Annotated in this window: 18 protein-coding genes, 1 tRNA gene and 1 pseudogene; 9 read left to right on the forward strand and 11 right to left on the reverse strand. The window is 65.3% G+C overall.

From position 1 onward, the window contains the following. Positions 1-160: 160 nt before the first annotated feature. Positions 161-2,821 (reverse strand): DNA polymerase I, encoded by a 2,661-nt coding sequence (gene polA, locus ACTXG5_RS20865; protein WP_445164524.1) that lies wholly within the window; start codon positions 2,819-2,821, stop codon positions 161-163. A 158-nt stretch (positions 2,822-2,979) separates the two neighbouring features. Here polA and ACTXG5_RS20870 point away from each other — a divergent pair, with 158 nt between their 5' ends. Together ACTXG5_RS20870 and ACTXG5_RS20875 are read left to right on the forward strand one after the other, a co-directional pair. Continuing rightward, positions 2,980-3,420, forward strand: coding sequence for a Zn-ribbon domain-containing OB-fold protein (locus ACTXG5_RS20870; protein ID WP_445160602.1), 441 nt, complete (start codon positions 2,980-2,982; stop codon positions 3,418-3,420). Continuing rightward, positions 3,420-4,622, forward strand: coding sequence for a lipid-transfer protein (locus ACTXG5_RS20875; protein ID WP_445160603.1), 1,203 nt, complete (start codon positions 3,420-3,422; stop codon positions 4,620-4,622). Before ACTXG5_RS20870 ends, ACTXG5_RS20875 begins: the two co-directional genes overlap by 1 nt. A gap of 127 nt (positions 4,623-4,749) precedes the next feature. Here the strand turns inward: ACTXG5_RS20875 and ACTXG5_RS20880 are convergent, their stop codons facing one another. Further along, on the reverse strand, positions 4,750-5,376 hold the full coding sequence (locus ACTXG5_RS20880; RefSeq protein ID WP_445164525.1) for an ANTAR domain-containing response regulator: 627 nt from the start codon (positions 5,374-5,376) through the stop codon (positions 4,750-4,752). Between the two features lie 125 nt (positions 5,377-5,501). Here ACTXG5_RS20880 and ACTXG5_RS20885 point away from each other — a divergent pair. The 7 genes and pseudogenes from ACTXG5_RS20885 (at position 5,502) to cydC (ending at position 14,096) form a co-directional block, all read left to right on the forward strand. Beyond that, positions 5,502-5,578 (forward strand) — tRNA-Leu (locus ACTXG5_RS20885). 542 nt (positions 5,579-6,120) lie between these two features. Continuing rightward, entirely contained in the window at positions 6,121-7,455 is a 1,335-nt protein-coding gene (locus ACTXG5_RS20890) for an adenylate/guanylate cyclase domain-containing protein (RefSeq protein ID WP_445164526.1), read from the forward strand. Positions 7,456-7,513: 58 nt separating this feature from the next. Then, positions 7,514-8,095 carry an HdeD family acid-resistance protein gene (locus ACTXG5_RS20895; protein WP_445160604.1) on the forward strand — a complete coding sequence of 194 codons (582 nt, stop codon included), beginning with the start codon at positions 7,514-7,516 and terminating at the stop codon, positions 8,093-8,095. 45 nt (positions 8,096-8,140) lie between these two features. After that, complete coding sequence (locus tag ACTXG5_RS20900; RefSeq protein WP_445160605.1) at positions 8,141-9,595, forward strand: cytochrome ubiquinol oxidase subunit I; 1,455 nt, start codon at positions 8,141-8,143, stop codon at positions 9,593-9,595. A gap of 30 nt (positions 9,596-9,625) precedes the next feature. Beyond that, positions 9,626-10,675 (forward strand): cytochrome d ubiquinol oxidase subunit II, encoded by a 1,050-nt coding sequence (cydB, locus tag ACTXG5_RS20905; RefSeq protein ID WP_445160606.1) that lies wholly within the window; start codon positions 9,626-9,628, stop codon positions 10,673-10,675. A 56-nt stretch (positions 10,676-10,731) separates the two neighbouring features. Next, positions 10,732-12,345 (forward strand): thiol reductant ABC exporter subunit CydD, encoded by a 1,614-nt coding sequence (gene cydD, locus ACTXG5_RS20910; RefSeq protein ID WP_445160607.1) that lies wholly within the window; start codon positions 10,732-10,734, stop codon positions 12,343-12,345. Between the two features lie 22 nt (positions 12,346-12,367). Then, positions 12,368-14,096 (forward strand): annotated as a pseudogene (gene cydC, locus ACTXG5_RS20915) (thiol reductant ABC exporter subunit CydC). Here the strand turns inward: cydC and ACTXG5_RS20920 are convergent. The 9 genes from ACTXG5_RS20920 to trpC all read right to left on the reverse strand — a co-directional run bounded on the left by ACTXG5_RS20920 (position 14,030) and on the right by trpC (position 23,437). Continuing rightward, positions 14,030-15,427 (reverse strand): bifunctional lysylphosphatidylglycerol flippase/synthetase MprF, encoded by a 1,398-nt coding sequence (locus ACTXG5_RS20920; protein ID WP_445160608.1) that lies wholly within the window; start codon positions 15,425-15,427, stop codon positions 14,030-14,032. The pseudogene cydC and the gene ACTXG5_RS20920 sit on opposite strands and share 67 nt — an antisense overlap. A 144-nt stretch (positions 15,428-15,571) precedes the next feature. After that, positions 15,572-16,471: an acyl-CoA thioesterase II gene (locus ACTXG5_RS20925; RefSeq protein ID WP_445160609.1), complete on the reverse strand. Its 900-nt coding sequence runs from the start codon at positions 16,469-16,471 to the stop codon at positions 15,572-15,574. A gap of 16 nt (positions 16,472-16,487) precedes the next feature. Beyond that, positions 16,488-17,906 (reverse strand): pyruvate kinase, encoded by a 1,419-nt coding sequence (gene pyk, locus ACTXG5_RS20930; RefSeq protein WP_445160610.1) that lies wholly within the window; start codon positions 17,904-17,906, stop codon positions 16,488-16,490. Between the two features lie 104 nt (positions 17,907-18,010). Beyond that, positions 18,011-18,454: a DUF2752 domain-containing protein gene (locus ACTXG5_RS20935; RefSeq protein WP_445160611.1), complete on the reverse strand. Its 444-nt coding sequence runs from the start codon at positions 18,452-18,454 to the stop codon at positions 18,011-18,013. Continuing rightward, entirely contained in the window at positions 18,444-18,830 is a 387-nt protein-coding gene (locus ACTXG5_RS20940; protein ID WP_445160612.1) for a TM2 domain-containing protein, read from the reverse strand. Before ACTXG5_RS20940 ends, ACTXG5_RS20935 begins: the two co-directional genes overlap by 11 nt. Positions 18,831-18,893: 63 nt before the next feature. Then, positions 18,894-20,477 (reverse strand): prolipoprotein diacylglyceryl transferase, encoded by a 1,584-nt coding sequence (locus tag ACTXG5_RS20945; RefSeq protein WP_445160613.1) that lies wholly within the window; start codon positions 20,475-20,477, stop codon positions 18,894-18,896. Beyond that, the gene (gene trpA, locus ACTXG5_RS20950; RefSeq protein WP_445160614.1) at positions 20,474-21,280 is read right to left on the reverse strand and encodes a tryptophan synthase subunit alpha; all 807 of its coding nucleotides are present in this window, start codon (positions 21,278-21,280) and stop codon (positions 20,474-20,476) included. Before trpA ends, ACTXG5_RS20945 begins: the two co-directional genes overlap by 4 nt. Then, positions 21,277-22,542, reverse strand: coding sequence for a tryptophan synthase subunit beta (gene trpB, locus ACTXG5_RS20955; RefSeq protein WP_445160615.1), 1,266 nt, complete (start codon positions 22,540-22,542; stop codon positions 21,277-21,279). Before trpB ends, trpA begins: the two co-directional genes overlap by 4 nt. 76 nt (positions 22,543-22,618) lie before the next feature. Continuing rightward, positions 22,619-23,437, reverse strand: coding sequence for an indole-3-glycerol phosphate synthase TrpC (gene trpC, locus ACTXG5_RS20960; RefSeq protein WP_445160616.1), 819 nt, complete (start codon positions 23,435-23,437; stop codon positions 22,619-22,621). Positions 23,438-23,492: the final 55 nt, after the last annotated feature.

Consider the following 23,492-nt stretch of genomic DNA (forward strand, 5'->3'; position numbering starts at 1 on the left):
CGTGCCACGTCCGCCCCGCTCATTATTCGACCCGCCGCCTAGATATCGCAACTCGGAACTCGAGCCCGGTTTTTGTCGTCACAGTCGCTGCGAAAGGAGCCCAAACGGGCTGGGCCTGCAGCTCGGCGGGCTAGTGCGCCGCATCGTCCGGATCGCCGCACTAATGCGCGGCGGCGTCCCATGAGCGGCCATAGCCGACGGACACCTCGAGCGGGACGTCGAGCGGGTAGGCCGCGCCCATGTTGTCGCGGGCCAGCGCTTCGACCTGTTCGCGCTCGCCGGGCGCGATTTCGAACAGCAATTCGTCGTGCACCTGCAGCAACATCCGTGACGAGAGCCCGGCCTCCTTGATCGCCTTGTCGACCTCGATCATCGCGACCTTGATGATGTCGGCCGCGCTGCCCTGGATTGGCGCGTTGAGCGCGGCCCGCTCGGCGGCCTCCCGTACCTGGCGGTTACTGCTGTCCAGCTCGGGCAGATAGCGCCGGCGGCCCAGCACCGTCGAGGTGTACCCGTCCTTTCGGGCCTGCTCGACGACGTCCATCAGGTAGTCGCGCACCCCGCCGAATCGGGCGAAGTATTGGTCCATCTGGACTTTCGCCTCCTCGGTGGAGATCTTCAGCTGGGCGGCCAACCCGTAGGCGCTCAATCCGTAGGCCAGGCCGTACGACATCGCCTTGACCCGGCGGCGCAGCTCGGGGGTGACCTCCTCGATCGGCACGCCGAACGCCCGGGAAGCGACGAACGAATGCAGGTCCTCACCGGTGTTGAACGCCTCGATCAGGCCTTCGTCGCGGGACAGGTGCGCCATGATCCGCATCTCGATCTGGCTGTAATCGGCGGTCATCAGCTCGGCATAGCCGTCGCCGACCACGAACGCGTCGCGGATCCGCCGGCCGGCCTCGGTGCGGATCGGAATGTTCTGCAGATTCGGCTCGGTCGACGACAATCTGCCCGTCGCCGCGATGGTTTGGTTGAACGTGGTGTGGATGCGGCCATCGGACGCCACCGCGTTCAGCAGCCCGTCGACCGTCACTTTGAGCCGGGTGGCGTCGCGGTGGGCGAGCATATGCTGCAGGAACGGATGGCCGGTCTTGTCGAACAGCGACTGCAGGGCGTCGGCGTCCGTCGTGTAGCCGGTCTTGGTGCGCTTGGTCTTCGGCATCTCGAGCTCGTCGAACAGCACCGTCTGCAACTGCTTGGGTGAGCCCAGGTTGATCTGCTTGCCGATTACCCCGTAGGCCGCCTCGGCGGCGTCGCGGATCTGATCGCCGAAATCGCTTTGCAACTCGGTGAGTTGCGGCAGGTCCACGGCGATACCGACGTGCTCCATCCCCGCCAACGCCCGCTGCACCGGCAGCTCCATGCCACCCAATAGCGACGTGGAGTTGATCCGGGCCAGCTCCTCGTCGAGTGCGTCGGCCAGATCGAGCACCGCCACGGCCCGCAGGATCAGCGTCTGCACTGCCTGGTCGTCGGTCCCCTCAGGATCATCGAGCAGCGAAAGCTGTTGCTGCTCAGGCTTTTCAGCGCGCAGCTCGCGGCGTAGGTAGCGCAGCGAAAGGTCGTCGAGGGCGAAGCTGCGCTGCCCGGGACGCACCAGGTAGGCCGCCAGCGCGGTATCGGAGGTGACGCCGGCCAGCGTCCAGCCCCGCCCCGCGAGGTCGTGCATCGCCAGCTTGGCTTCGTGCAGCGCCTTGGGCGGACCGGGGTCGGCCAGCCACGACGCCAGCGCCGCCTCGTCGTCGGGATCCAGCGCCGAGGTGTCGATGTAGCGGCCCTCGCCGTCGGCAGACACGATGGCCAGCGCGGTGGCGTCGGCGTCGTAGGCCAGGTGGGTGCCGACGACGGCCAGGCCGAACCGCTTGCCCGAGCTGTGCTCGGCCAGCCACACGGGCAGCTCACCGGCCTCCAGCGCGCCGCCACGCACGTCGAATCCCTCATCCACCTCGGGTTCGACGGCGGCCAGGGTGTCGAACAACCGGTCGCGCAACACCCGAAATTCCAGGTCGTCGAAAAGCCGGTGAATCTGGTCGCGGTCCCACGGCAGCATCCGCAGCGTGTCCGGCGTCTGCGCCAGGGGCACGTCTTTGACCAGTTCGGTGAGGTCGCGGTTGAGGATGACGCTGGCCACGTGCGTTCGTAGCGCGTCACCCACCTTGCCGCGCACCGAGTCGACGTTGTCGACCAGGCCCTGCAGCGACCCGTACTCGATGATCCACTTGGTTGCGGTCTTCTCCCCCACGCCGGGAATCCCGGGCAGGTTGTCGCTGGGATCGCCCCGCAGCGCGGCGAAGTCGGGATATTGGGCCGGCGTCAGTCCGTACTTCTCGACGACCGCCTCCGGGGTGAAGCGGGTGAGCTCGCTGACACCCTTGATGGGGTAGAGCACGGTCACGTCGTCGCTGACGAGCTGGAGCGAGTCACGGTCACCGGTGACCACCAGCACCCGGTACCCCTCGTTTTCGGCCTGCGTGGCCAGCGTCGCGATCAGGTCGTCGGCTTCGAATCCCGGCTCCGCGAGCACGGTGATGCCCAGCGCGCCCAGCACTTCCTTGGTGATGTCGATCTGCCCGCGGAACTCGTCGGGAGTTTCCGATCGGTTGGCCTTGTATTCCGGGTAACGCTCCAACCGAAACGTCTGGCGCGACACGTCGAACGCCGCGGCGACGTGCGTCGGAGTCTCGTCCCGGAGCAGATTGATGAGCATTGCCGTGAAGCCGTACACCGCGTTGGTGGTCAGGCCGCCGCGGGTCTTGAAGTTCTCCGCGGGCAGTGCGTAGAACGCCCGAAAGGCCAGCGAATTGCCGTCCAGCAACATCAGTGTCGGTTTGGTCTGTTCCTCGCTGGGAGTAGTGGTGGCGGCAGGCACGGCTCTCACTCTAGGCACCGGGTGTGACGGCCCCGCGTCCCCGACCGACCCCGGGGCAGAACTGCAACACGTTTCAGTTTTGTGTGTGAGCTGGGTAGTCTGACCGAGTGCCAGAGGTCACCAGTCAAGAACCCGCGATCGCCGGATGGTTTGCCGCCGATGACGCCGGAAATGCCCATCTGATCGGCAGCAAGTGCCCCGAGTGCGGCACCTATGTGTTCCCGCCCAGGGAGAACAACTGCCCCAACCCGGCCTGCGCCAGCGACTCACTAGAGTCCGTCGCGCTGTCGACCCGCGGGACGCTGTGGAGTTACACCGAAAACCGGTACCCCCCGCCGGCGCCCTACCCCGCTGCGGACCCGTTTGAACCGTTCGCCATCGCCGCGGTGCAGCTGGCCGACGAGGGGATCATCGTGCTGGGCAAGGTGGTCGAGGGCACGCTGGCCGCGGACTTAAAGGTCGGCATGGAGATGGAGCTGACGACCATGCCGCTGTTCACCGACGCTGACGACGTCGAACGCATCGTGTACGCGTGGAAAGTTGCGTGATGAGCACTCCCGAACCGCTCTACATCCTCGGCGCCGGCATGCACCCCTGGGGCAAATTGGGCCGGGACTTCACCGAATACGGCGTGGTCGCCGCTCGCGCGGCGTTGGCCGAAGCCGGACTGAATTGGCAACAGATCCAGTTGGTCGCCGGGGCCGATACCATCCGCAACGGCTACCCCGGCTTCATCGCGGGGTCGACCTTCGCCCAGAAACTCGGCTGGAACGGCGTGCCGGTCAGCTCCAGCTATGCGGCCTGCGCCAGCGGGTCCCAGGCGCTGCAGAGCGCCCGCGCCCACATTCTGGCCGGCTTCTGCGACGTCGCGCTGGTGATCGGCGCCGACACCACCCCGAAGGGCGCCTTCGCCCCGGTCGGCGGGGAGCGCAAGAACGACCCCGACTGGCAGCGGTTCCACCTGATCGGGGCGATGAATCCGGTGTACTTCGCGCTGCTCGCGCGGCGCCGGATGGACCTCTACGGGGCGACGTCCGAGGACTTCGCACAAGTCAAGGTCAAGAACTCTCAGCACGGCCTGCAGAACCCAAATGCCCGCTACCGCAAGGAGTCCTCGGTCGAGGACGTGCTGGCCAGCCCGGTGGTCAGCGACCCGTTGCGGCAGCTCGACATCTGCGCCACCTCCGATGGCGCCGCGGCGTTGATCGTGGCCAGTGCTGACTTCGCCCGCAAGCACCTCGGCTCGCTCGACGGGGTGCCCTCGGTGCGCGCGGTCAGCACAGTGACGCCGCAGTATCCGCAGCATCTGCCCGAATTGCCGGATATCGCAACGGATTCCACTGCCGTCGTGGCTGCACCGGACCGGGTCTTCAAGGATCAGATTCTCGACGCGGCCTACGCCGAGGCCGGCGTCGGACCCGAGGACGTGAGCCTCGCGGAGGTCTACGACTTGTCCACCGCGCTGGAACTCGACTGGTACGAGCACCTGGGATTGTGCGCCAAGGGCGAAGCCGAGCAGCTGCTACGCAGCGGGGCGACGACGATCGGCGGCAAGGTTCCGGTCAACGCGTCGGGTGGGCTGGCGTGCTTCGGCGAGGCCATCCCCGCCCAGGCGATCGCTCAGGTCTGCGAGCTGACCTGGCAACTGCGCGGCCAGGCCACCGGCCGGCAGGTGGAGAACGCCAAGGTCGGCGTCACCGCCAATCAGGGCCTGTTCGGCCATGGTTCGTCGGTAATCGTGGCGCGGTAGGTAGGCGGTTCAGGCCGTCGACTGTGCACTCAGGGCTTTGGGTGTGCACTGAGGGCGCCATCTCGCCGCATACGACGCCCTGAACGCACACTCGAGGCCGTCAAGGCACACTCGAAGCGGTGAACGGCTAGCTGGACTCCTCGTCGGCCGCGTCCCCGAGGGTTTCCAGCACGACTTCGGCCACCCGCTTCATCGTGGTCCGCCGATCCATCGCGGCACGCTGAATCCACTTGAACGCCTCGGGCTCGGTCATGCCCTGTTTGGATTGCAGCAGGCCCTTCGCGCGTTCGACGACCTTGCGGGTCTCCAGCCGGTCGCCCAACGTCTCCACTTCATGTTCCAGCGCTCTCATTTCGCCGAACCGGCTGACGGCCAATTCAATGGCCGGGATCAGGTCGCTGATCGTGAAGGGCTTGACCAGGTAAGCCATCGCCCCGGCATCGCGCGCCCGTTCGACGAGGTCGCGCTGGCTGAACGCGGTCAGCACCACAATCGGCGCGATGCGCTTGCTCGCGATTTCGGAAGCTGCGTCGATGCCGTCACGGCGCGGCATCTTCACATCCATGATCACCAGGTCGGGCTTATGGAGCTCGGCCAGCTCGACGGCTTCCTGGCCGTCCCCCGCCTCGCCGACGATGTCGTAACCCTCCTCTCGGAGCATCTCGGCCAGGTCCATACGGATCAGCGCTTCGTCTTCCGCGATCAGGACCCGGCGCGGCACAGCGACGTTGGTGTCGGTCGTGGAGCCTGTCATGACAGACATTCTCTCGTGGATCGCCGCGACCAGCGACATCGGGGGCGGTGAGAACCGATGACCACACCGATCCTCTATGGTGGGAGGCCGCTTAAGGTAGTAGGCCGGACTCGGAGTAGCAGCAAGCCCTCGTATCCCAACTGGCAGAGGAAACGGATTCAAAACCCGTCCAGTGTGAGTTCGAATCTCACCGAGGGCACCACGCCTGACCCGGTGCAAACCGGGTCAGGATCGCATGGGTAATCGGCGTCAATGGATCGGTGAAGGCAGAAAAGTCCGGCGCGGCAAAGGCCCACTATTTCCGCGTAGGGCGGTGCGGTCGCATTTTGGTAAACCCGCAATCCCGAATGCGACACGGTGCGGATTCGTCCCGCTATAGCTCATTCAACAGACGTACAGTAAGCACGCTTTGCCCAATCCCCACAGAGTGGAGTTCATCGTGTCGCGTGTAAGCAAGATCTTCCTCGCCCTCGTAATCGTGCTCACCCCGCTCGCCACTGCGGCATGCGGCAGCGCCTGTACTCCCGGAGCGTCCAGCTGCATCGTTCTCTAAAAGACGCCGTGAACGACAGCGGTCGGTTGTGATCGCTGTCGTTAACGAGACCTCTTGTACACCAGCCCATTTCGGTGATCTTGGATCGCCGTAGCTGAACCGCGGCGCTGGCGGCAACGCCCGCCCCGATGCCCGTCGGGCCCGCATTTCATCGCCACGCTGGGTATATACCGATTCAGCGGTTACGCTTGATCGCGGTGGCTAAGAAATGCGGTGCCCCACCAAGTCGGCCGGATGAATCGGCGCGCCCGGACTGTAAAGCGGCAGTGCGGTCCAAAAACCGCGCCCGCAACGAGCACTATGCCGACAGTCACGCTCGCCGGATCAGGGTCCTGAACATCAACGCCTTGATGGGCGTGGTGGTGTGCCTGGTTTTCGCGGTTCTCGGCTTTTGGTCCGGGCCCGACGCCTACCCCATCCAAGTGGTCAACGTCATCACCGGGGTGATATTCGCATTGGTCCCGTGGCTCAACCGTTTCGGGGAATTGATTGCGCCGCTTACCTTTATCTTCACGGCCTACACCGCGGTCTTCGTGACTTGCTGGGAGGTCGGCACCGGCGGGGGCGTGCAGTATTTCCTGGTGACGACCGCCAGCCTCGTGGTGTTGCAGCTGGGCATCGAGCGAATCGGCCTCGCGGCGTTGCTGGCCGCCATCGGAGTCGCGCTGGTCGTCACTCTGCAATTCCTGGTCCCCCGTTCCACCGGGCTGGAACCGCCGTGGGCCATCACGATGAGCTTCGTCATTACCACCGTCTCGGCGTGCGCGATGGTGGTCGTGACGGTGTGGTTCGCGATGCGTGATACCGAGCGGGCCGAGACGGTCATGGAAGCCGAATACGAGCGCTCCGAAGCGCTGCTGTCGAATATGTTGCCGGCCAGCATCGCCGAGCGACTCAAGGAACCCGAGCGCGACGTCATCGCCGACCGTTACGAAGAGGCCTCGGTTCTGTTCGCCGACATGGTCGGATTCACCGAGCGCGCCAGCTCCACCGCGCCGTGCGATCTGGTCAAGTTCCTGGACCGCCTCTACAGCGCTTTCGACGAACTGGTGGACAAGCACGGGCTGGAGAAAATCAAAGTCAGCGGAGACTCCTACATGGTGGTGAGCGGAGTTCCGCGGCCCCGGCCCGACCACGTGCAAGCGCTGGCAGACTTTGCCCTCGACATGGTCGCTGCCGCCGCCCAACTCGAGGATCCGCACGGACTCTCGGTGCCGCTGCGAGTCGGCTTTGCGACAGGCACCGTGGTCGCAGGCGTTGTGGGTTCGCGGCGATTCTTCTACGACGTCTGGGGCGATGCGGTCAATGTCGCGGCCCGGATGGAATCGACCGACTCGGTAGGACGGATTCAGGTACCCCAGGACGTCTACGAGCGCCTCAAGGACGAGTTCGTGATGCAGGAGCGCGGCCGCATCGAGGTCAAAGGCAAAGGCCTGATGCGCACCTGGTACGTGATCGGCCGCAAGCCGGCACCGGCCGAATCCGGCGACTTCATTGCCGAGCAACCGCGCACGGCGCACGTCTGACCGGCACCACGGTCTAAAGGCCCTATCCCCCGTACTGCCGTTGTGTCACAGTGAGGCCATGCAACCCACCCCTGTTCCAGGCATGTTGCCGCATCTGTGGAAATCCACGCTGGTATCGGGAATTCTGACGCTGATCGTCGGCGTCCTTGTGTTGTCGTGGCCGGGAATATCGGTCCTGGCCGCCGCGATCGCCTTCGGTGTCTATCTGCTGATCACCGGTGTCGCCCAAGTTGTGTTCGCCTTGAGCCTGCATGTCTCGGCGGGCAGCCGCGTTCTGTTGTTCATCAGCGGCGCGGCGTCGTTGATCCTGGCCGTGCTGGCATTTCGTCATTTCGGTCAGGGATACGCCGTGCTGTTGCTGGCCATCTGGATTGGCATCGGATTCGTCTTCCGTGGCGTGGCCACAACGGTTTCCGCGGTCAGCGATCCCACGCTGCCGGGACGCGGATGGTCGATTTTCCTCGGCGCGATCACTCTGCTCGCCGGCATCGTCGTGCTGGCATCGCCGTTCGCCTCGATCGTGACCCTGGCGCTCGTCGTCGGCGTGTGGCTGGCTGTCATCGGCATCTTCGAGATCGTTGCGTCCTTCGGGATCCGCAAAGCCTCTAAAGAACTCGGGGATGGCGCCAGCCTCGTTTAGCTACTACACTGCGTCGTAGAACGTTGCAATCACGGGAGATGACAGATGAATGTCGTCGACATATCGCGGTGGCAGTTCGGTATTACCACCGTCTACCACTTCATCTTTGTGCCGCTCACCATCGGCCTGGCTCCCCTGGTCGCGATCATGCAGACCATGTGGGTGGCCACCGGCAACACGGGCTGGTATCGCCTGACCAAGTTCTTCGGCAAGCTGTTCCTGATCAACTTCGCGATCGGGGTGGCAACCGGCATCGTGCAGGAATTCCAGTTCGGGATGAACTGGAGCGAGTACTCGCGGTTCGTCGGTGACATCTTCGGCGCCCCGCTCGCAATGGAAGGCCTAGCCGCCTTCTTCTTCGAATCCACCTTCCTCGGGTTGTGGATCTTCGGCTGGAGCAGGCTGCCGCGGTTGGTGCACCTGGCCTGCATGTGGGTCGTCGCGATCACGGTCAATGTGTCCGCGTTCTTCATCATCTCGGCGAATTCGTTCATGCAGCATCCGGTCGGCGCGCATTACAACCCGGCGACGCGGCGCGCGGAGTTGGACAGCATCATGGCGTTGCTCAGCAATCCCACTGCGCGAGCGGCCTTTTCACACGCGGTGACGGGTTCGCTGTTGACGGCGGGCACCTTCGTCGCCGCGGTCAGCGCCTGGTGGCTGGTCCGGTCGAATAAGAATTCCGATTTGGGCCTCGCCACGGTGTTTCGCCCGGCGGCGATGCTGGGGTGTTGGGTAGCGCTGCTGGCCACTGCCGGGCTGTTCTTCACCGGCGACCAACAAGGCAAGCTGATGTTCCAGCAACAGCCGATGAAAATGGCGTCGGCGGAATCATTGTGCGACACCGAGACAGATCCGGACTTCTCCATCCTGACGATCGGCACCCACAACAACTGTGACAGCGTCACCCGCGTCATCGAGGTGCCCTATGTCCTGCCGTTCCTCGCCGAGAGCCGATTCAGCGATGTGACCTTGCAGGGCGTGCGCAATATCCAGCAGGACTATGAACACAGATTCGGGCCAAATGACTACCGGCCCAACCTGTTCGTCACCTACTGGTCGTTTCGTATGATGATCGGGCTGATGGCGATTCCGGTGCTGTTCGCCCTTGCCACCTTGTGGCTCACCCGCGGCGGTCGCACCCCCACCCGGCCGTGGTTCTCGTGGTTTGCGCTGCTGACTATTCCCACTCCGTTCCTGGCGAACAGCGCGGGCTGGGTGTTCACCGAAATGGGGCGGCAGCCGTGGCTTGTCGTGCCGAACCCGACCGGCGATCAACAGGTTCGGCTGACCGTCAGCCAAGGTGTGTCGGATCACGCGCCCGGCATGGTCATTACCTCGCTGGTGACGTTCACCGTCGTCTACGCGGTACTCGCGGTCATCTGGTTCTTCCTGCTCAAGCGCTATGTCGCCGAGGGGCCGTTGGAACACGACGCCGAACCCGCACCGCCGAAAGCACCCGGCGATGACGAGGTGGCACCGCTGTCGTTCGCCTACTGACACGCAGACCGACCGGGAAGGAGCTGACCAATGGCATTGCAAGAGTTGTGGTTCGGTGTCATCGCGGCGTTGTTCCTTGGCTTCTTCATCCTGGAGGGCTTCGACTTCGGCGTGGGCATGCTGATGGAGCCGTTCGCTCACCTAAGCCGTTCAGGTGACGCCGATCCCGAAACCCAACGGCGCACCGCGCTGAACACCATCGGCCCGGTGTGGGACGGCAACGAAGTCTGGCTGATCACCGCCGGCGCGGGGATGTTCGCGGCGTTTCCCGGCTGGTACGCAACGGTGTTCTCGACGCTCTACCTACCGCTGTTGGCAATTCTGTTCGGCATGATCGTGCGTGCCGTGGCCATCGAATGGCGCGGCAAGATCGACGACACAAAGTGGCGTGCCCTTGCCGATTTCGGGATTGCGGCCGGGTCCTGGTTGCCCGCGGTGCTGTGGGGTGTGGCGTTCGCCGTCCTGGTGCGCGGTCTACCGGTGGACGCCAACGGTCACATCCATCTCTCGATCGGCGATGTGCTCAACGCCTACACGCTGCTGGGCGGCTTGGCCACGGCCGGGCTGTTTTTGCTCTACGGCGCGGTGTTCGTCGCGTTGAAGACTGCCGGCACGATCCGAGACGATGCGCACCGCTTCGCGGTGTGGCTGTCGCTGCCGGTCACGGGACTGGTTGCCGCCTTTGGGCTTTGGACGCAGCTGGCGCACGGCAAGAGCTGGACCTGGCTGGTGCTCGCGGTGGCGGTCGTCGCACAGCTTGCCGCGGTGGCGTTGGTGTGGCGGCGCGCCTCCGACGGCTGGGCGTTCGCCTGCACGGCGCTGGTGGTTGCGGCTGTGGTGATGCTGTTGTTCGGGGTGCTCTACCCCAACTTGGTGCCCTCGACGCTGAACAAGCAATGGAGCCTGACGATCTACAACGCGTCGTCGACGCCCTACACGCTCAAGATCATGACCTGGGTGACCGCATTCTTTGCCCCGTTGACGGTCGTGTACCAGGCGTGGACGTATTGGGTATTCCGGCAACGGATCTCAACTGATCGGATACCACCGCCGATCGGCCTGCCGAGGCGTCCGTCCTGAGCACACGGAATTCCCGGGCGCCCCTGGACCCACGTCTGTGGCGGGCATCGACCGCCTTGCGTCGCTACCTGGTCGCCACGGTGAGCTGCGGAGTGGTGATCTCCGGCTGCGCGATCGGGTCGGCCATCGTGCTGGCGGGGATCGTCGCGCGGGTCATCGCCGATCCCTCGGCCCGAGGCCTGCACGGCTGGCTGGGGCCGCTGTCAATCCTGTTGGTGCTGTGGGTCGTCCGCACCGTGACGCATTGGCTGCAGTCGCGCCTGGGTCAGCGCGGTGCCAGCGCGGTGATCGCCGATCTCAATGGCCAGGTACTGGCGGCGGTCACCGCCCGGCAACCCCATGAACTGGCCACGCAACGGGATGCGGCAGCGGTCGTGGTAACCCGCGGTCTCGACGGGTTGCGCCCCTATTTCACCGGCTACATACCCACGTTGCTGCTCGCCGCGATTCTGACTCCGGCGAGCGTGGCTGTCATCGCCCTCTATGACCTGAAATCGACGGCGATCGTGGTGATCACGCTGCCGCTGATACCGATTTTCATGGTGCTGATCGGGCTGGCAACAGCCGACCGCTCAGCGGCCGCGCTGGCCGCCATGACGACGCTGCAGGGCCGGCTGCTGGACCTGATTGCCGGGATCCCCACCTTGCGGGCACTGGGCCGCGCCTCGGGTCCCGAACACAGGATCGCCGAACTCGCTGCCGCCCATCGACGCTCGGCGATCGCGACATTGCGGATCGCGTTCTTGACGGCGCTGGTGCTGGAATTGCTGGCCACGTTGGGTGTCGCGCTGATCGCGGTCGGTATCGGACTGCGCCTGGTGTTCGGTGAGATGAGCCTGACCACCGGATTGACGGTGCTGCTGCTGGCCCCGGACGTGTACTGGCCGCTGCGCCGCATCGGAGTGGAATTCCATGCCGCCCAAGACGGTAGAACCGCGGCCGACAAGGCATTCGCGTTGATCGGCGAGCCCTCGGCCGTGGCGGCGGGCAACCGGACGGTGAGCGCGCACGGCGCGGAGATCCGCCTGGAAAAGCTCAGCGTCGCCGGGCGAGACGGCAATGCACCGAGCCAGTTGAGCGCGGTGATCCCACCGGGTCGCGTGACGGTGCTGACGGGCCGAAACGGCGCCGGCAAGACCACGACGCTGCAGGCCATCGCCGGACTCACCATGCCGTCGTCCGGCCGGGTCACCATCGACGGAGTTGACGTCACCGAGCTGGACCAGACTGCCTGGTGGGCACAGCTGTCCTGGCTGCCGCAACGCCCCGTACTCGTCCCGGGTACCGTCGGCGACAATCTGCGCTTGCTTGGCGAGCTGGACGATATTGGAAGCGCTTGCGCTGCCTCTGGATTCGATGCGGCGCTGGCCGATCTGCCGGACGGGCTGGACACCGCCCTCGGGAGCGGCGGCGTCGGGCTGTCACTGGGACAGCGACAACGGCTGGGTCTGGCCCGGGCGTTCGCGTCGTCGGCTCCGGTGCTGCTGCTCGATGAACCCACCGCACACCTGGACGCCGACACCGAACAACGGGTGCTGCGGGCCATTGTCGAGCGGGCTCGCGCGGGGGCGACCGTCGTGGTCGTCGGCCACCGGCAGCCGGTCGTGGCAATCGGGGACCACGTCATCGAGGTGGTTTCGGACGCCGAGGTGCGATGTGCGCCCGTCTGATCTCGCGGCGATCGCAAGCCCGGTGACGCCGGGTGCGGCGGGTCGCCGCCAAACAGCCCTGCTGGTCGCATCCAGCCTGTTGCGCCCCCGGTTGCCCCGCATCCTGGCGGCCATCGCGTTGGGAGTGCTGTCGCTGGGCAGCGCCCTGGCCCTGGCCGGAGTGTCGGCGTGGCTGATCACGCGGGCCTGGCAGATGCCACCCATCCTCGACCTGTCGGTAGCGGTTGTCGCGGTGCGCATGTTCGCGATCTCGCGGGGCGTGCTGCACTACTGCGAGCGACTGGCCACTCACGACACCGCACTGCGTGCGGCCGGCGTTGCTCGCGCGGAGATCTACCGCCGGCTGGCCCACGGACCGGCCGCGGTGGCCGTCCGGCTGCACAGCGGTGAGCTGGTGGCACGGGTGGGTGCCGACGTCGACGAGTTGGCCGACGTACTGGTACGCGCCCTGATACCGATCGGCGTCGCGGCGGTGTTGGCGGTGGCGGCGACCGTCGCCGTCGCGGCCATTTCGCCGGCGGCCGGCGCGGTACTGGCGATCTGTCTGGTCATCACCGGCGTGGTGGCGCCCCGGCTGGCCGGCAGGGCCGCGGCAACTCAGGAAGAGATTGCCCGTCAACATCATTCCGATCGTGACACAGCGGCAATGATCGCCCTGGAACACGCTCCCGAGCTTCGCGTGGCCGGCGCCCTTCCCGATGTCATCGCCGAATCGCACCGCCGCCAACTCAATTGGAGCGATGCGCTGGACGCGGCCGCCAGACCGGCCGCTCTGGCCGAGGCTATGCCCACCGCCGCCATCGGCGTCAGTGTGCTCGGCGCTGTGGTGGCCGGGATCGGGCTAGCCTCCGGGGTCGCCCCCACCACGCTGGCGGTCCTGATGTTGTTGCCACTGTCGGCCTTCGAGGCGATGACTCCCCTGCCGGCCGCCGCCATCCAGTTGACGCGCTCACGCATCGCCGCGGGCCGTCTGCTCGACCTGGCACCAGAGGTCCAGACGGCTGAATCCGCAACGCCGGCACCGACTCCGATCGGCACCGCCCGGTTGTCTGCGGACGTGTGTGCCGGTCACGCGCAGGCGCACTCCCATCAGGTGACTCTCGACCTCGCGCCGGGCGCGCGGCTGGCCGTCACCGGCGCCAGCGGCTCCGGCAAGACGACGCTGCTGATGACGCTTGCCGGACTGATGCCCCCGCTACACGGCCACGTGCTGCTGAACGGTACCGACATGAGCCAGTTCGATGAACATCAATTGCACAGCGCCGTCAGCTTCTTCGCCGAGGACGCACACGTCTTTGCCACCACCGTCCGCGACAATCTACTGGTCGCCCGCGGTGACTGCGAAGACGACGAACTGGTGGCAGCACTGGACGCGGTCGGACTCGGCGATTGGCTCGCGGGTTTGCCCGACGGTCTGTCGACGGTGCTGACGGGCGGTGCGCACGCGGTCTCGGCGGGTCAGCGCAGGCGGTTGCTGCTGGCCCGGGTGGTGATTTCACCGGCCCGGATCGTGCTGCTCGACGAGCCCACCGAGCACCTCGACACGTTCGACGCCGAAAGAATTTTGACGGACCTGTTGGCCCCGGCCTCCGGCCTGTTGACCGCCCAGCGGACGGTGGTGGTGGCTACTCACCACATGCCACCGGGCGTCCGCTGCCCTGAACTGCACATCGGGTAACGACGCTCAGAGGTGGCGCCGTCGTGGCATGAATTCCAGTGTGAGCAATGCGAATACCAGCGGAGCCAGCTGAGTCAGCGATACCAGCGCATAGCGCCGAGCGTCCAACGCATGAAACTTGTGCACGTACCGGTACAACGACTCGAGCGCAATCAACGGATCGAGCAAATGGATCAACCGGTAGAACACCCGCTCGACCCAGCCGGGATTCTTGTCGTCGAAGATCTCCGGGAAGGCCGCGAACGAAAGCGATAACCGTTGTGCCCCCGCATCTTTACTAGCCATGATCATGTCGACGCTGAGCCGCTCGTCGATCCCGTTAGGAGCACCGCGTCGACGCCACGGCACGTCGAGGCTGATGTCGCTGCCACCCCCGGCCGTCGCGTATCGATGGAAGCCCTGGACCTGTCCGTCGGCGTCCCGCGCGATGATCAGCTGTATCCCGGGGAATCGGCCCTCGAGCACGCCATCGAGGTTCATGTAGAACCCGCGATCGGTGTGGGCCCCGCTCGGTGACGCGTGGACGACAGCAGTCAGCTCGGCCGACAACGTGTCGTTGAGTTCCTGCTCCGTCACGATTTCCGTTGTGATGCCGGCATTGTGCGTGCGCTGCACCGCCTGACGCAGGTTGCGAAACTTGCGTCCCATCATGTCGAAGCCGGACACGTCGACGACGACGTCGCGGCCGATCGGCACCGCACGCAGAGATTGTCGGAGCACCGCTGGGTCATTCCACAGCTGGAGCCGGCGCTGGCTGCAACCGACCACCGCGATGCGCCAGCCGTGGGCATGACACATCGCGGCGAAGCCGGCGACCAGCCCGGGGAAGTGCGCCTCCTCACCGATCGGGTCGCCGCCGACCACCGCAAATCCCATCCGCGTCCGGTAGGCCAGCGCCGCCGTACCGGCGACGCTGAAGTGGTAGCTCTTGCCCGTTTGCATCGCAAACGGTGCCAGCGGGTCATCGCTGGTGACGTTGATCAAAGCCCATGCCCGGCGCAGATCTTCGGATCGTGGATGCGACGACGTCGACCACATCAAGACCAATCCCGATCCGGCGATCAGTAGATCACCGAACAGGTCGAACCCCAGCACATGCGAGCCCAGCCCGGCCAACACCGATAGGGCGGCCACTCCCGCATGCATGGTCGTCACCGGGCGGCCCAGGAAAATGCCGCGAGCGATCAACGCCACAGCGGCCAGGACCGTCAAAGACCAACTCAGCCGATCGGCGTACTGCCATTGCGGCGCAGAGCGGTGATGGGCGAGGATCGCGACCAGCCAGCACGCCGCGCAGAGCAGAGCCGTGGCGCCGATACAGCGCGCCGCGAGCGAATCGACATGCATCACAACACGTTCGCGCGCGCGGAGCTTCGGCAGGAGGTCGGCCGACGGGCCTTTCATGCTTCACCTCCCGATGGGCTGACTGTCAGCTGGGCGGCTTGCGCGCCGCTTGTCCCATCGAATACCCGGCTCTTCGAATTTACGCCGGATTACGGCCCGGCACAGCCGAAATCGGACGGCCGTCCGGTAACTATTCGATAACCGCTATCGGGCAGCAGGCGGAAAGTATTTCAGCACGCCTTCCTGCACCACGGTCGCGACGAGTTGCCCTGCGCCATCGAAGAAATGGCCGGTGCCCAGCCCGCGGGAATCGGCGGCCACCGGTGACGTCGTCGAATACAACATCCAGTCGTTGAAGTCGACCTGCCGGTGAAACCACACGGAATGATTGGCAGACGCCGCGAAAATGCGGTCGAACCCCCACGACAGCCCGTGGGTGGTGATGACCGAATCCAGCACCGTGGTGTCCGAGGAGTACACCATCGTCGCGGTGTGCAGCACCGGGTCGTCGGGCACCACGCCCAAAGCCTTCATCCAGACCCGGTTGTGCGGCAGCCGTTCACCTTTGTCGCGCATGACCCAAGCCGGGTCGTTGGTGTAGCGCCATTCGATCGGCTGCAGCGCGTTGACGAAGTGCGGCACTCGCTCCTCGTAGCCACGCAGCAACTCCCCGATCGACGGCTGCGTGTGGGGCGGGGCCACCGGCGGCGCCTCAACGGCGTGCTCGAGGCCGGGGCCACCGGACATGTACGAGATCATCGCCGAGGACAACAGCACGCCGTCCTGTACGGCGTCGACGCGCCGGTTGGCGAAGCGCCGTTCGTCGCGTAACCGGCACACGTGAAATTCGATGTCCTTGGCGGTGTCACCGCCGTTGATGAAATGCACCGAAAGGGCGCTGGGCGGCAGGTTGTCCCGGATCAGGGTGCGGCTACTGGCGACGAACGATTGCGCCATGAGTTGCCCACCGAAGGTCCGCATCGGGTTCTTGCGGGGGTGAGATCCCAGGAACAGGTCGTCATCGAGGCGATTGAGGTCCAGCGCTGCCAGCAGTTCGTCGAAGTCGGTATTCGGCTCTCGGTCAGTCTCGAAGCCGGCCGGCACGGGCTCTCCTTGCGCGTTAGAGGTCGTCCTCCCCGATGCGGTGCACGTGGATCAGGTTGGTTGACCCTACTGTGCCAGGTGGGGCGCCGGCGACGATCACCACCAGGTCACCCCGCTTGTAACGGCCCAGGTCGATCAGTGATTTGTCGGCCTGACGGATCATCTCGTCGGTGGATTCCATGATCGGAACGATGAATGTCTCGGTCCCCCAGGTCATGGCCAGCTGGCTGCGAACTTCGGGCCACGCGGTGAACGCGAGCAGCGGCAGCGGAGTGTGCAGCCGCGCCAGCCGCTTCACCGTGTCTCCGGACTGGGTGAAGGCGACAAGCGCCTTGGCGTCCAGCCGCTCGCCGATGTCGCGGGCGGCATAGGAGATCACGCCACGCTTGGTGCGCGGCACATGGGTCAGCGGCGGTGCGGCGGTGGAATTGTCCTCAACCGCACAGATGATGCGGGCCATGGTGCGGACGGCTGCCAGCGGGTACTTTCCCACCGACGTTTCGCCGGACAACATCACCGCATCGGCGCCGTCGAGCACGGCGTTGGCGACATCGGAAGCCTCGGCGCGGGTCGGCCGCGAATTCTCGATCATCGACTCGAGCATCTGGGTTGCCACGATGACGGGTTTCGCGTTCTCCCGGGCCATCTGGATGGCCCGCTTCTGCACCAGCGGAACCTCTTCCAGCGGCAGCTCGACGCCCAGGTCGCCACGCGCCACCATGATGGCGTCGAAGGCCAGCACGATCGCTTCGAGATTGTCGACGGCTTCCGGCTTCTCCAGCTTGGCGATCACCGGCACCCGCCGGCCGATCCGATCCATGATCTCGTGGACCAGCTCGACCTCCGACGGCGAGCGCACGAAGGACAGCGCGACCAGGTCGACACCGAGATCCAGCGCGAAGGTGAGATCGTCAATGTCTTTGTCCGACAAGGGCGGTGCGGTCACGTTCATCCCGGGTAGCGACATGCCTTTGTTGTTGCTGACCGGGCCACCTTCGGTGACAGTGCAGATGACGTCGTTGCCATCGATGCCGGCGACCACCAGCCCGACGTTGCCGTCGTCGACCAGAACCCGGTCACCGGCGACGGCGTCCTGGGCCAATCTTTTGTAGGTGGTCGAAACCCGGTCGTGGGTCCCTTCGCAGTCATCGACGGTGATCCGGATGGTTTCCCCGTCGGCCCAATAGGTGGACCCCGTGGCGAAACGCCCGAGCCGGATCTTCGGGCCCTGCAGGTCGGCGAGCACACCAACGGCGCGCCCGGTGGTATCCGAGGCGGCGCGCACCCGCTCATAGGCGGCTTTGTGGTCGGCGTAGTCGCCGTGACTGAAATTCAATCGGGCGACGTCCATTCCGGCCTCGACCAGCGCCAGAATCAGCTCATCCGATTGGGTTGCAGGGCCAAGGGTGCAGACGATCTTCCCGCGTCTACTCACGTCTAACCACCTTAGTCGCGCTGTTGGTTATCGGGGTGACTTGAAGGTGGCCACACAGCGAGCCGTCGGGAAATCACGCGAGGGGCCGCCACGCCCACGCCCGACTATCCGCTGAGAATCGCCGGAACCAGCGGAAAGCCAGGCAGATTACGCAGCACCGTCCACGCGATCGCGGTGACAGTGAGCGTAATCACCGCGGGTATCGGCAGCGATCGCCGGCCCTGCTGTCGCCGCATCAGCAGCCAACCGGCCAAGAGCGGGAGACCGACCAACAGGAATACGTTGTCGTTGATGCTGGATACCAGGTGGCCATGCAGCAGGTCATGTGTCATCCGAAGGCCGCCACAGAAGGGGCAGTCCCAGCCGGTGAGCCACTTGAACGGGCACTGCGGGTAGGCCGAATTCGTGTTGTGCGGGTCGACGAGTCCGACATACCCGAGGGCTCCGGCCAGCAGCACGCCGGTACCGGCTGCGATGTAGCGGCGGTGACATTGCACGCCGTGCTGACACTGATCTCCCGACGTGCGGGAGACCGCGTTAAGTCCCATAACGCAGTGGGCGACCCTGTGGGTCGTTGACCTTGTCGGTCAGGATGAGGAGAGCGTCGACGATGCTCCAGATCAGCCCGACTCCGCAGGTGAGCAGGCCCACGAGCAGTTGTGCGACACCCAATCCGACATCGCCGATGTAGAAGCGGCCGAGACCGCCAATGCCAACCAGGCTGAGCAGCTGTAATAGACCCGCGACGGTCTTCGACTTGTCCGAATACGGCAGCCCCGTCACCGGGTGACGGCCATAGGGTGCGACCGAGTCGTACGACGCGCCGGGCCCCGGGTATGGCGGCGGGTAGGGCGGCGGATATCCCGATGGCTGCGGTGATTGTGCGCCTGAGTCTGGGGCATCGCTCCACGACGGATCGGTCACGTTTTCAGCATGCCAGATCGACTGGGCGGACCCCAGCTTCAATAATCAGGGCATGTCGGCTCGCTAGCGGCCCGAACCCCGACTCCTCAGCCGAAGCGGCCAGCGCCTACGAGTTTCCTTCGCGTCCCCGCCGGCCAGCGGCTCGTCTGTCGCCTTCTCAGCTGCGGGTTCGTCGGATTTGGTCTCGACAGCGGCGGCTGATTCCGGCTCGCTCTCCTCGGCTTCGTCGGCGGTTTCTTCCGCTTCGTTGACCTCAGTCTCTGGTTCCGCAGTCTCGGGCTCGGCTTCCAGTTCTTTGGCTTCCAGTTCTTTGGCTTCCGGTTCTTCGGCTACTGGCTCGTCCGCCTCGGGCTCTTCAGGCTCCGGCGCTTTGGCCTCCGGCTCCTCAGCCTCGGGCTCCTCGGGCTCGTCGGCCGCCGGTTCCTCCGGCTCAGGCTCAGGCTCAGGCTCTACAACTTCAGGCTCTTCGGTCTTCGCCTCTTCGGCCACCGACTCCTCAGCCTCGGGCTTCGCCTCTTCAACCTCAGGCTCTACGGCCTCCGGCTCCTCGGCCTTCGCCTCTTCAGCCTCAGGCTCTACGGCCTCCGGCTCCTCGGCCTTCGCCTCTTCGACTTCCGGCTCCTCGGCTGGTGCCTCGACCGCCTCGGCCTTCGGTTGCTTGCCGTCGTCGCCCGCACTGGCTGCGGTCGCCGTCGTCGCCGCGGAAGCCGCAGCGACGCTCGCTAGTTTGTCGGCCGGCTCTAGTTCTGGCCCAGATTCCGCCGATTCGTCGGCAACGTCATCGTTGCCCCGCAGACTTTCGGGATCCTCGCGACCCTTCGGCGCCAAAATGATGTAAACCACGGCACCGATGAACACGAAAGTCGATGTAAACGAGTTGATCCGGACACCGGCGATGTGTGTGGCGGTGTCGTCACGCAGCAGCTCAACCCAGAAGCGCCCAACGCAGTAGAGCGCGACATACGCCGCAAAGAGCCGTCCGTGACCGATCGCGTACCGCCGATCGATGTAGATCAGGATGACGAAAACCAGGACGTTCCAAATCAATTCATACAAAAACGTCGGTTGCACGACGACCGCGAGTTGCCCGGTCGAGATTCCGTCGAGCGAATGCGGGTCGATGTATCCCGTGGGATCGCGGCGGTAGAAGATCTCCAGGCCCCACGGCACCGTGGTTTCCCGGCCGTAGAGCTCCTGATTGAAGTAGTTCCCGAGCCGACCGATGGCCTGCGCCAAGATGATTCCCGGGGCAACCGCGTCGATGAAGGCCGGTAGCGGAATTCCGTGCCGCCGGCAACCGATCCAGGCTCCGAGCACGCCGAGCGCGACCGCGCCCCAGATGCCCAACCCGCCGTCCCAGATTCGGAACGCCGCGCCCAGCCCGGCACCGCTCGGGCCCCAATATGTCCGCCAATCGGTGGCCAGGTGATAGAGCCTGCCGCCAATCAAACCGAACGGCACCACCCATAACGCGATGTCATAAATCACCCCGCGCTGTCCACCGCGAGCTACCCAGCGCCGGTCGCCAATCATCAGCGCGACCACGATCCCGGTGATGATGAACAACGCATAGGCGCGAATCGGCAACGGCCCAAGGTGCCAGACACCCTGCGGCGGGCTAGGGAAATACGTGGGCAACATCGTCATGATGTCGACACTCGCACACCTTCGGCCAATTCCTGGGTCAGGGCACGCAGGCTAGGGAGACCGTCGGCGAGTGCCGACACCAATGCGGAACCGACAATGACACCGTCGGCGTAGCCCCCGATCTCCGCGGCCTGCTCTCGCGATCGCACGCCGAGGCCCACGCCAACAGGGATGTCGGACACCGCCTTGACCCTGCTGACCAATTCGGCTGCGGCGTTCGACACCGCGTCACGTGCCCCGGTCACGCCCATCGTCGACGCGGCGTAGACGAATCCGCGCGACGCCTCGACCGTGGTCACCAGTCGCTGCGGTGTCGACGAGGGTGCCACCAGGAAGATGCGATCCAGCTGATGTTCCTCGGACGCGGCCATCCAGTCGTGAGCTTCGTCGGGGATGAGGTCCGGAGTGATCAATCCGTGCCCACCTGCGGATGCCAAGTCCCGCGCGAACGCATCAATCCCGTAGCGCAGCACCGGGTTCCAATACGTCATGACCACCGCACGACCGCCGGCCAGACTGATCGCCTCGACCGCGGCCAACGTGTCGCGGACTCGCACCCCCTCGCGCAGCGCGGCCTCCGTGGCCCTGGCGATCGTCGGACCGTCCATCCCGGGATCGGAATACGGCACGCCGACTTCGATGAGGTCGCAACCCGATTCGACCAGAGCGATCATCGCGTCCAGCGAAGTCCGCACATCGGGATAGCCAGTGGGCAGATAACCGATGAGCGCGGCGCGGTTTTCCGCCCGGCATGAATCGAAAAGCGGTGCCAGCCTGCTTGCCTGGCTTTGCTCCACCGTCATCCCTCGTCCTGACCGTCGAATAGGCCGAACCATTTCGCGGCTGTCTCGACGTCCTTGTCCCCCCGGCCGGAAAGATTCACCACAATGACTGCGCCGCTGCCCAATTCATTGCCCAGCTTGAGGGCGCCGGCGACCGCGTGCGCGGATTCGATGGCCGGAATGATGCCTTCGGTGCGGCACAGCAGCCCAAACGCGTCCATCGCCTCGGCGTCGGTGATCGGCCGGTATTCGGCGCGCCCGGTGTCTCTGAGCCACGCATGCTCCGGGCCCACTCCCGGGTAATCCAAACCCGCTGAAATCGAATGGGACTCGATCGTCTGGCCGTCTTCGTCCTGCAGCAGATAGGAGAATGACCCCTGGAAAGCCCCGGGCGAACCGCCGGTGAACGTCGCTGCATGCCTGCCGGTCTCGACGCCGTCGCCCGCCGCCTCGTAGCCGACCAGCCGCACGCCGGGGTCGTCGATGAAGGGGTGGAAGATTCCGATGGCATTGGATCCGCCGCCGACGCAGGCCGTGACGGCGTCGGGCAGCCGGCCCGCCTGGGCCTGGATCTGGACACGCGTCTCCAGCCCGATGATGCGCTGGAAGTCACGCACCATCGTCGGGAACGGGTGCGGCCCGGCCGCGGTGCCGAAGCAGTAGTACGTGTTGTCCGCATTGGTCACCCAATCCCGGAACGCCTCGTTGATGGCGTCCTTGAGTGTCTGCGAACCCGCGTCTACCGAGACGACCTCGGAGCCCAGCAGTCGCATCCGCGCCACGTTGAGCGCTTGACGTGCCGTGTCGACAGCGCCCATGTAGATCACGCACTCCAGGCCGAGCAGTGCACACGCGGTGGCGGTGGCCACGCCGTGCTGCCCGGCGCCGGTCTCGGCGATCACCCGGGTCTTGCCCATTCTCTTGGCCAGCAACGCCTGACCGAGCACGTTGTTGATCTTATGAGAACCGGTGTGGTTCAGGTCTTCTCGCTTGAGAAAGATGCGTGCTTTACCGGCGTGCTCGCTCAGGCGAGTGGCCTCGTACAGCGGCGATGGCCGCCCCGCGTAATTGGCCTGCAAGTCGTCCAAAAGGTCCAGGAACTCTGGATTGACGCGTTCCTTTTCATAGGCGGCGGTCACTTCTTCGATCACCGCCATCAATGCCTCGGCGACGTATCGGCCACCGTAGACGCCGAAATGCCCACCCGGGTCCGGTTCGTGCCGCGTGGGTTCTGCGAGGGCCTCGCTGGTTAGCGGAAGGGCGGGGCGAGCTATCTCTACCATCACCAAGTCTCAACGCGGGGATAGCTCATGGGGTTCAACGCTTCAACGCAGGGACTCTTGAGTAACTCTTCCAAGACTAACGAGCCGGTTTCGGACAGGACGGATGAGTGCCGGCGGTCACCAGATCGGCAACGGCAGCACGAGGGTCACCACTTTTGACCAAACCCTCACCGACGAGAACGGCGTCAGCGCCGGCACCGGCGTAGGCCAACAGGTCTCCGGTGCCACGAACGCCGGACTCGGCGATCCTGATCACGTTGCTGGGCAGCCCGGGAGCGATTCGCGCGAAGCAATCCCGATCCACGTGCAGCGTCGCGAGATCACGAGCATTGACCCCGATGACGTGAGCCCCGGCCTTCAGCGCCCGGTCGGCCTCTTGCTCGGTGTGCACCTCAACAAGCGCTGTCATGCCAAGTGATTCTGTGCGGTCGAGCATCGCGGCCAGCGCCGACTGCTCCAAGGCGGCGACGATCAGCAGCAACATGTCGGCGCCGTGCGCACGCGCCTCATGAATCTGATAGGGCTGCACCACAAAGTCTTTGCGCAAGACCGGAATCGAGACGGCGGCCCGAACAGCGTCCAGGTCGTCGAGAGAGCCTTGAAAGCGTCGCTCCTCGGTCAAGACACTGATGATCCGGGCGCCGCCATCTTCATATGCCTGAGCCAGCTTGGCCGGATCGGCAATGGGCGCTAACGAACCCGCCGATGGACTGGCGCGTTTGACCTCGGCGATGACGCCGATCCCGGGCTCGCGCAGGGCGGCCATCACGTCGAGCGGTGGCGGCGCCGCCGCGGCGGCTGCTTTGATCTCGGTCAGGCTGATACGGGCTTCGCGCGCAGCAACATCGGCCCGGACTCCCTCGAGGATGGAGTCAAGGACAGTCGCCGGACTCATAGCTGTCGTTTCCCTTCACCACTGGCACTCACGGTCACCTAACCGGTTCCGAGCC

It is taken from the genome of Mycobacterium sp. Dal123C01, from assembly GCF_052566995.1.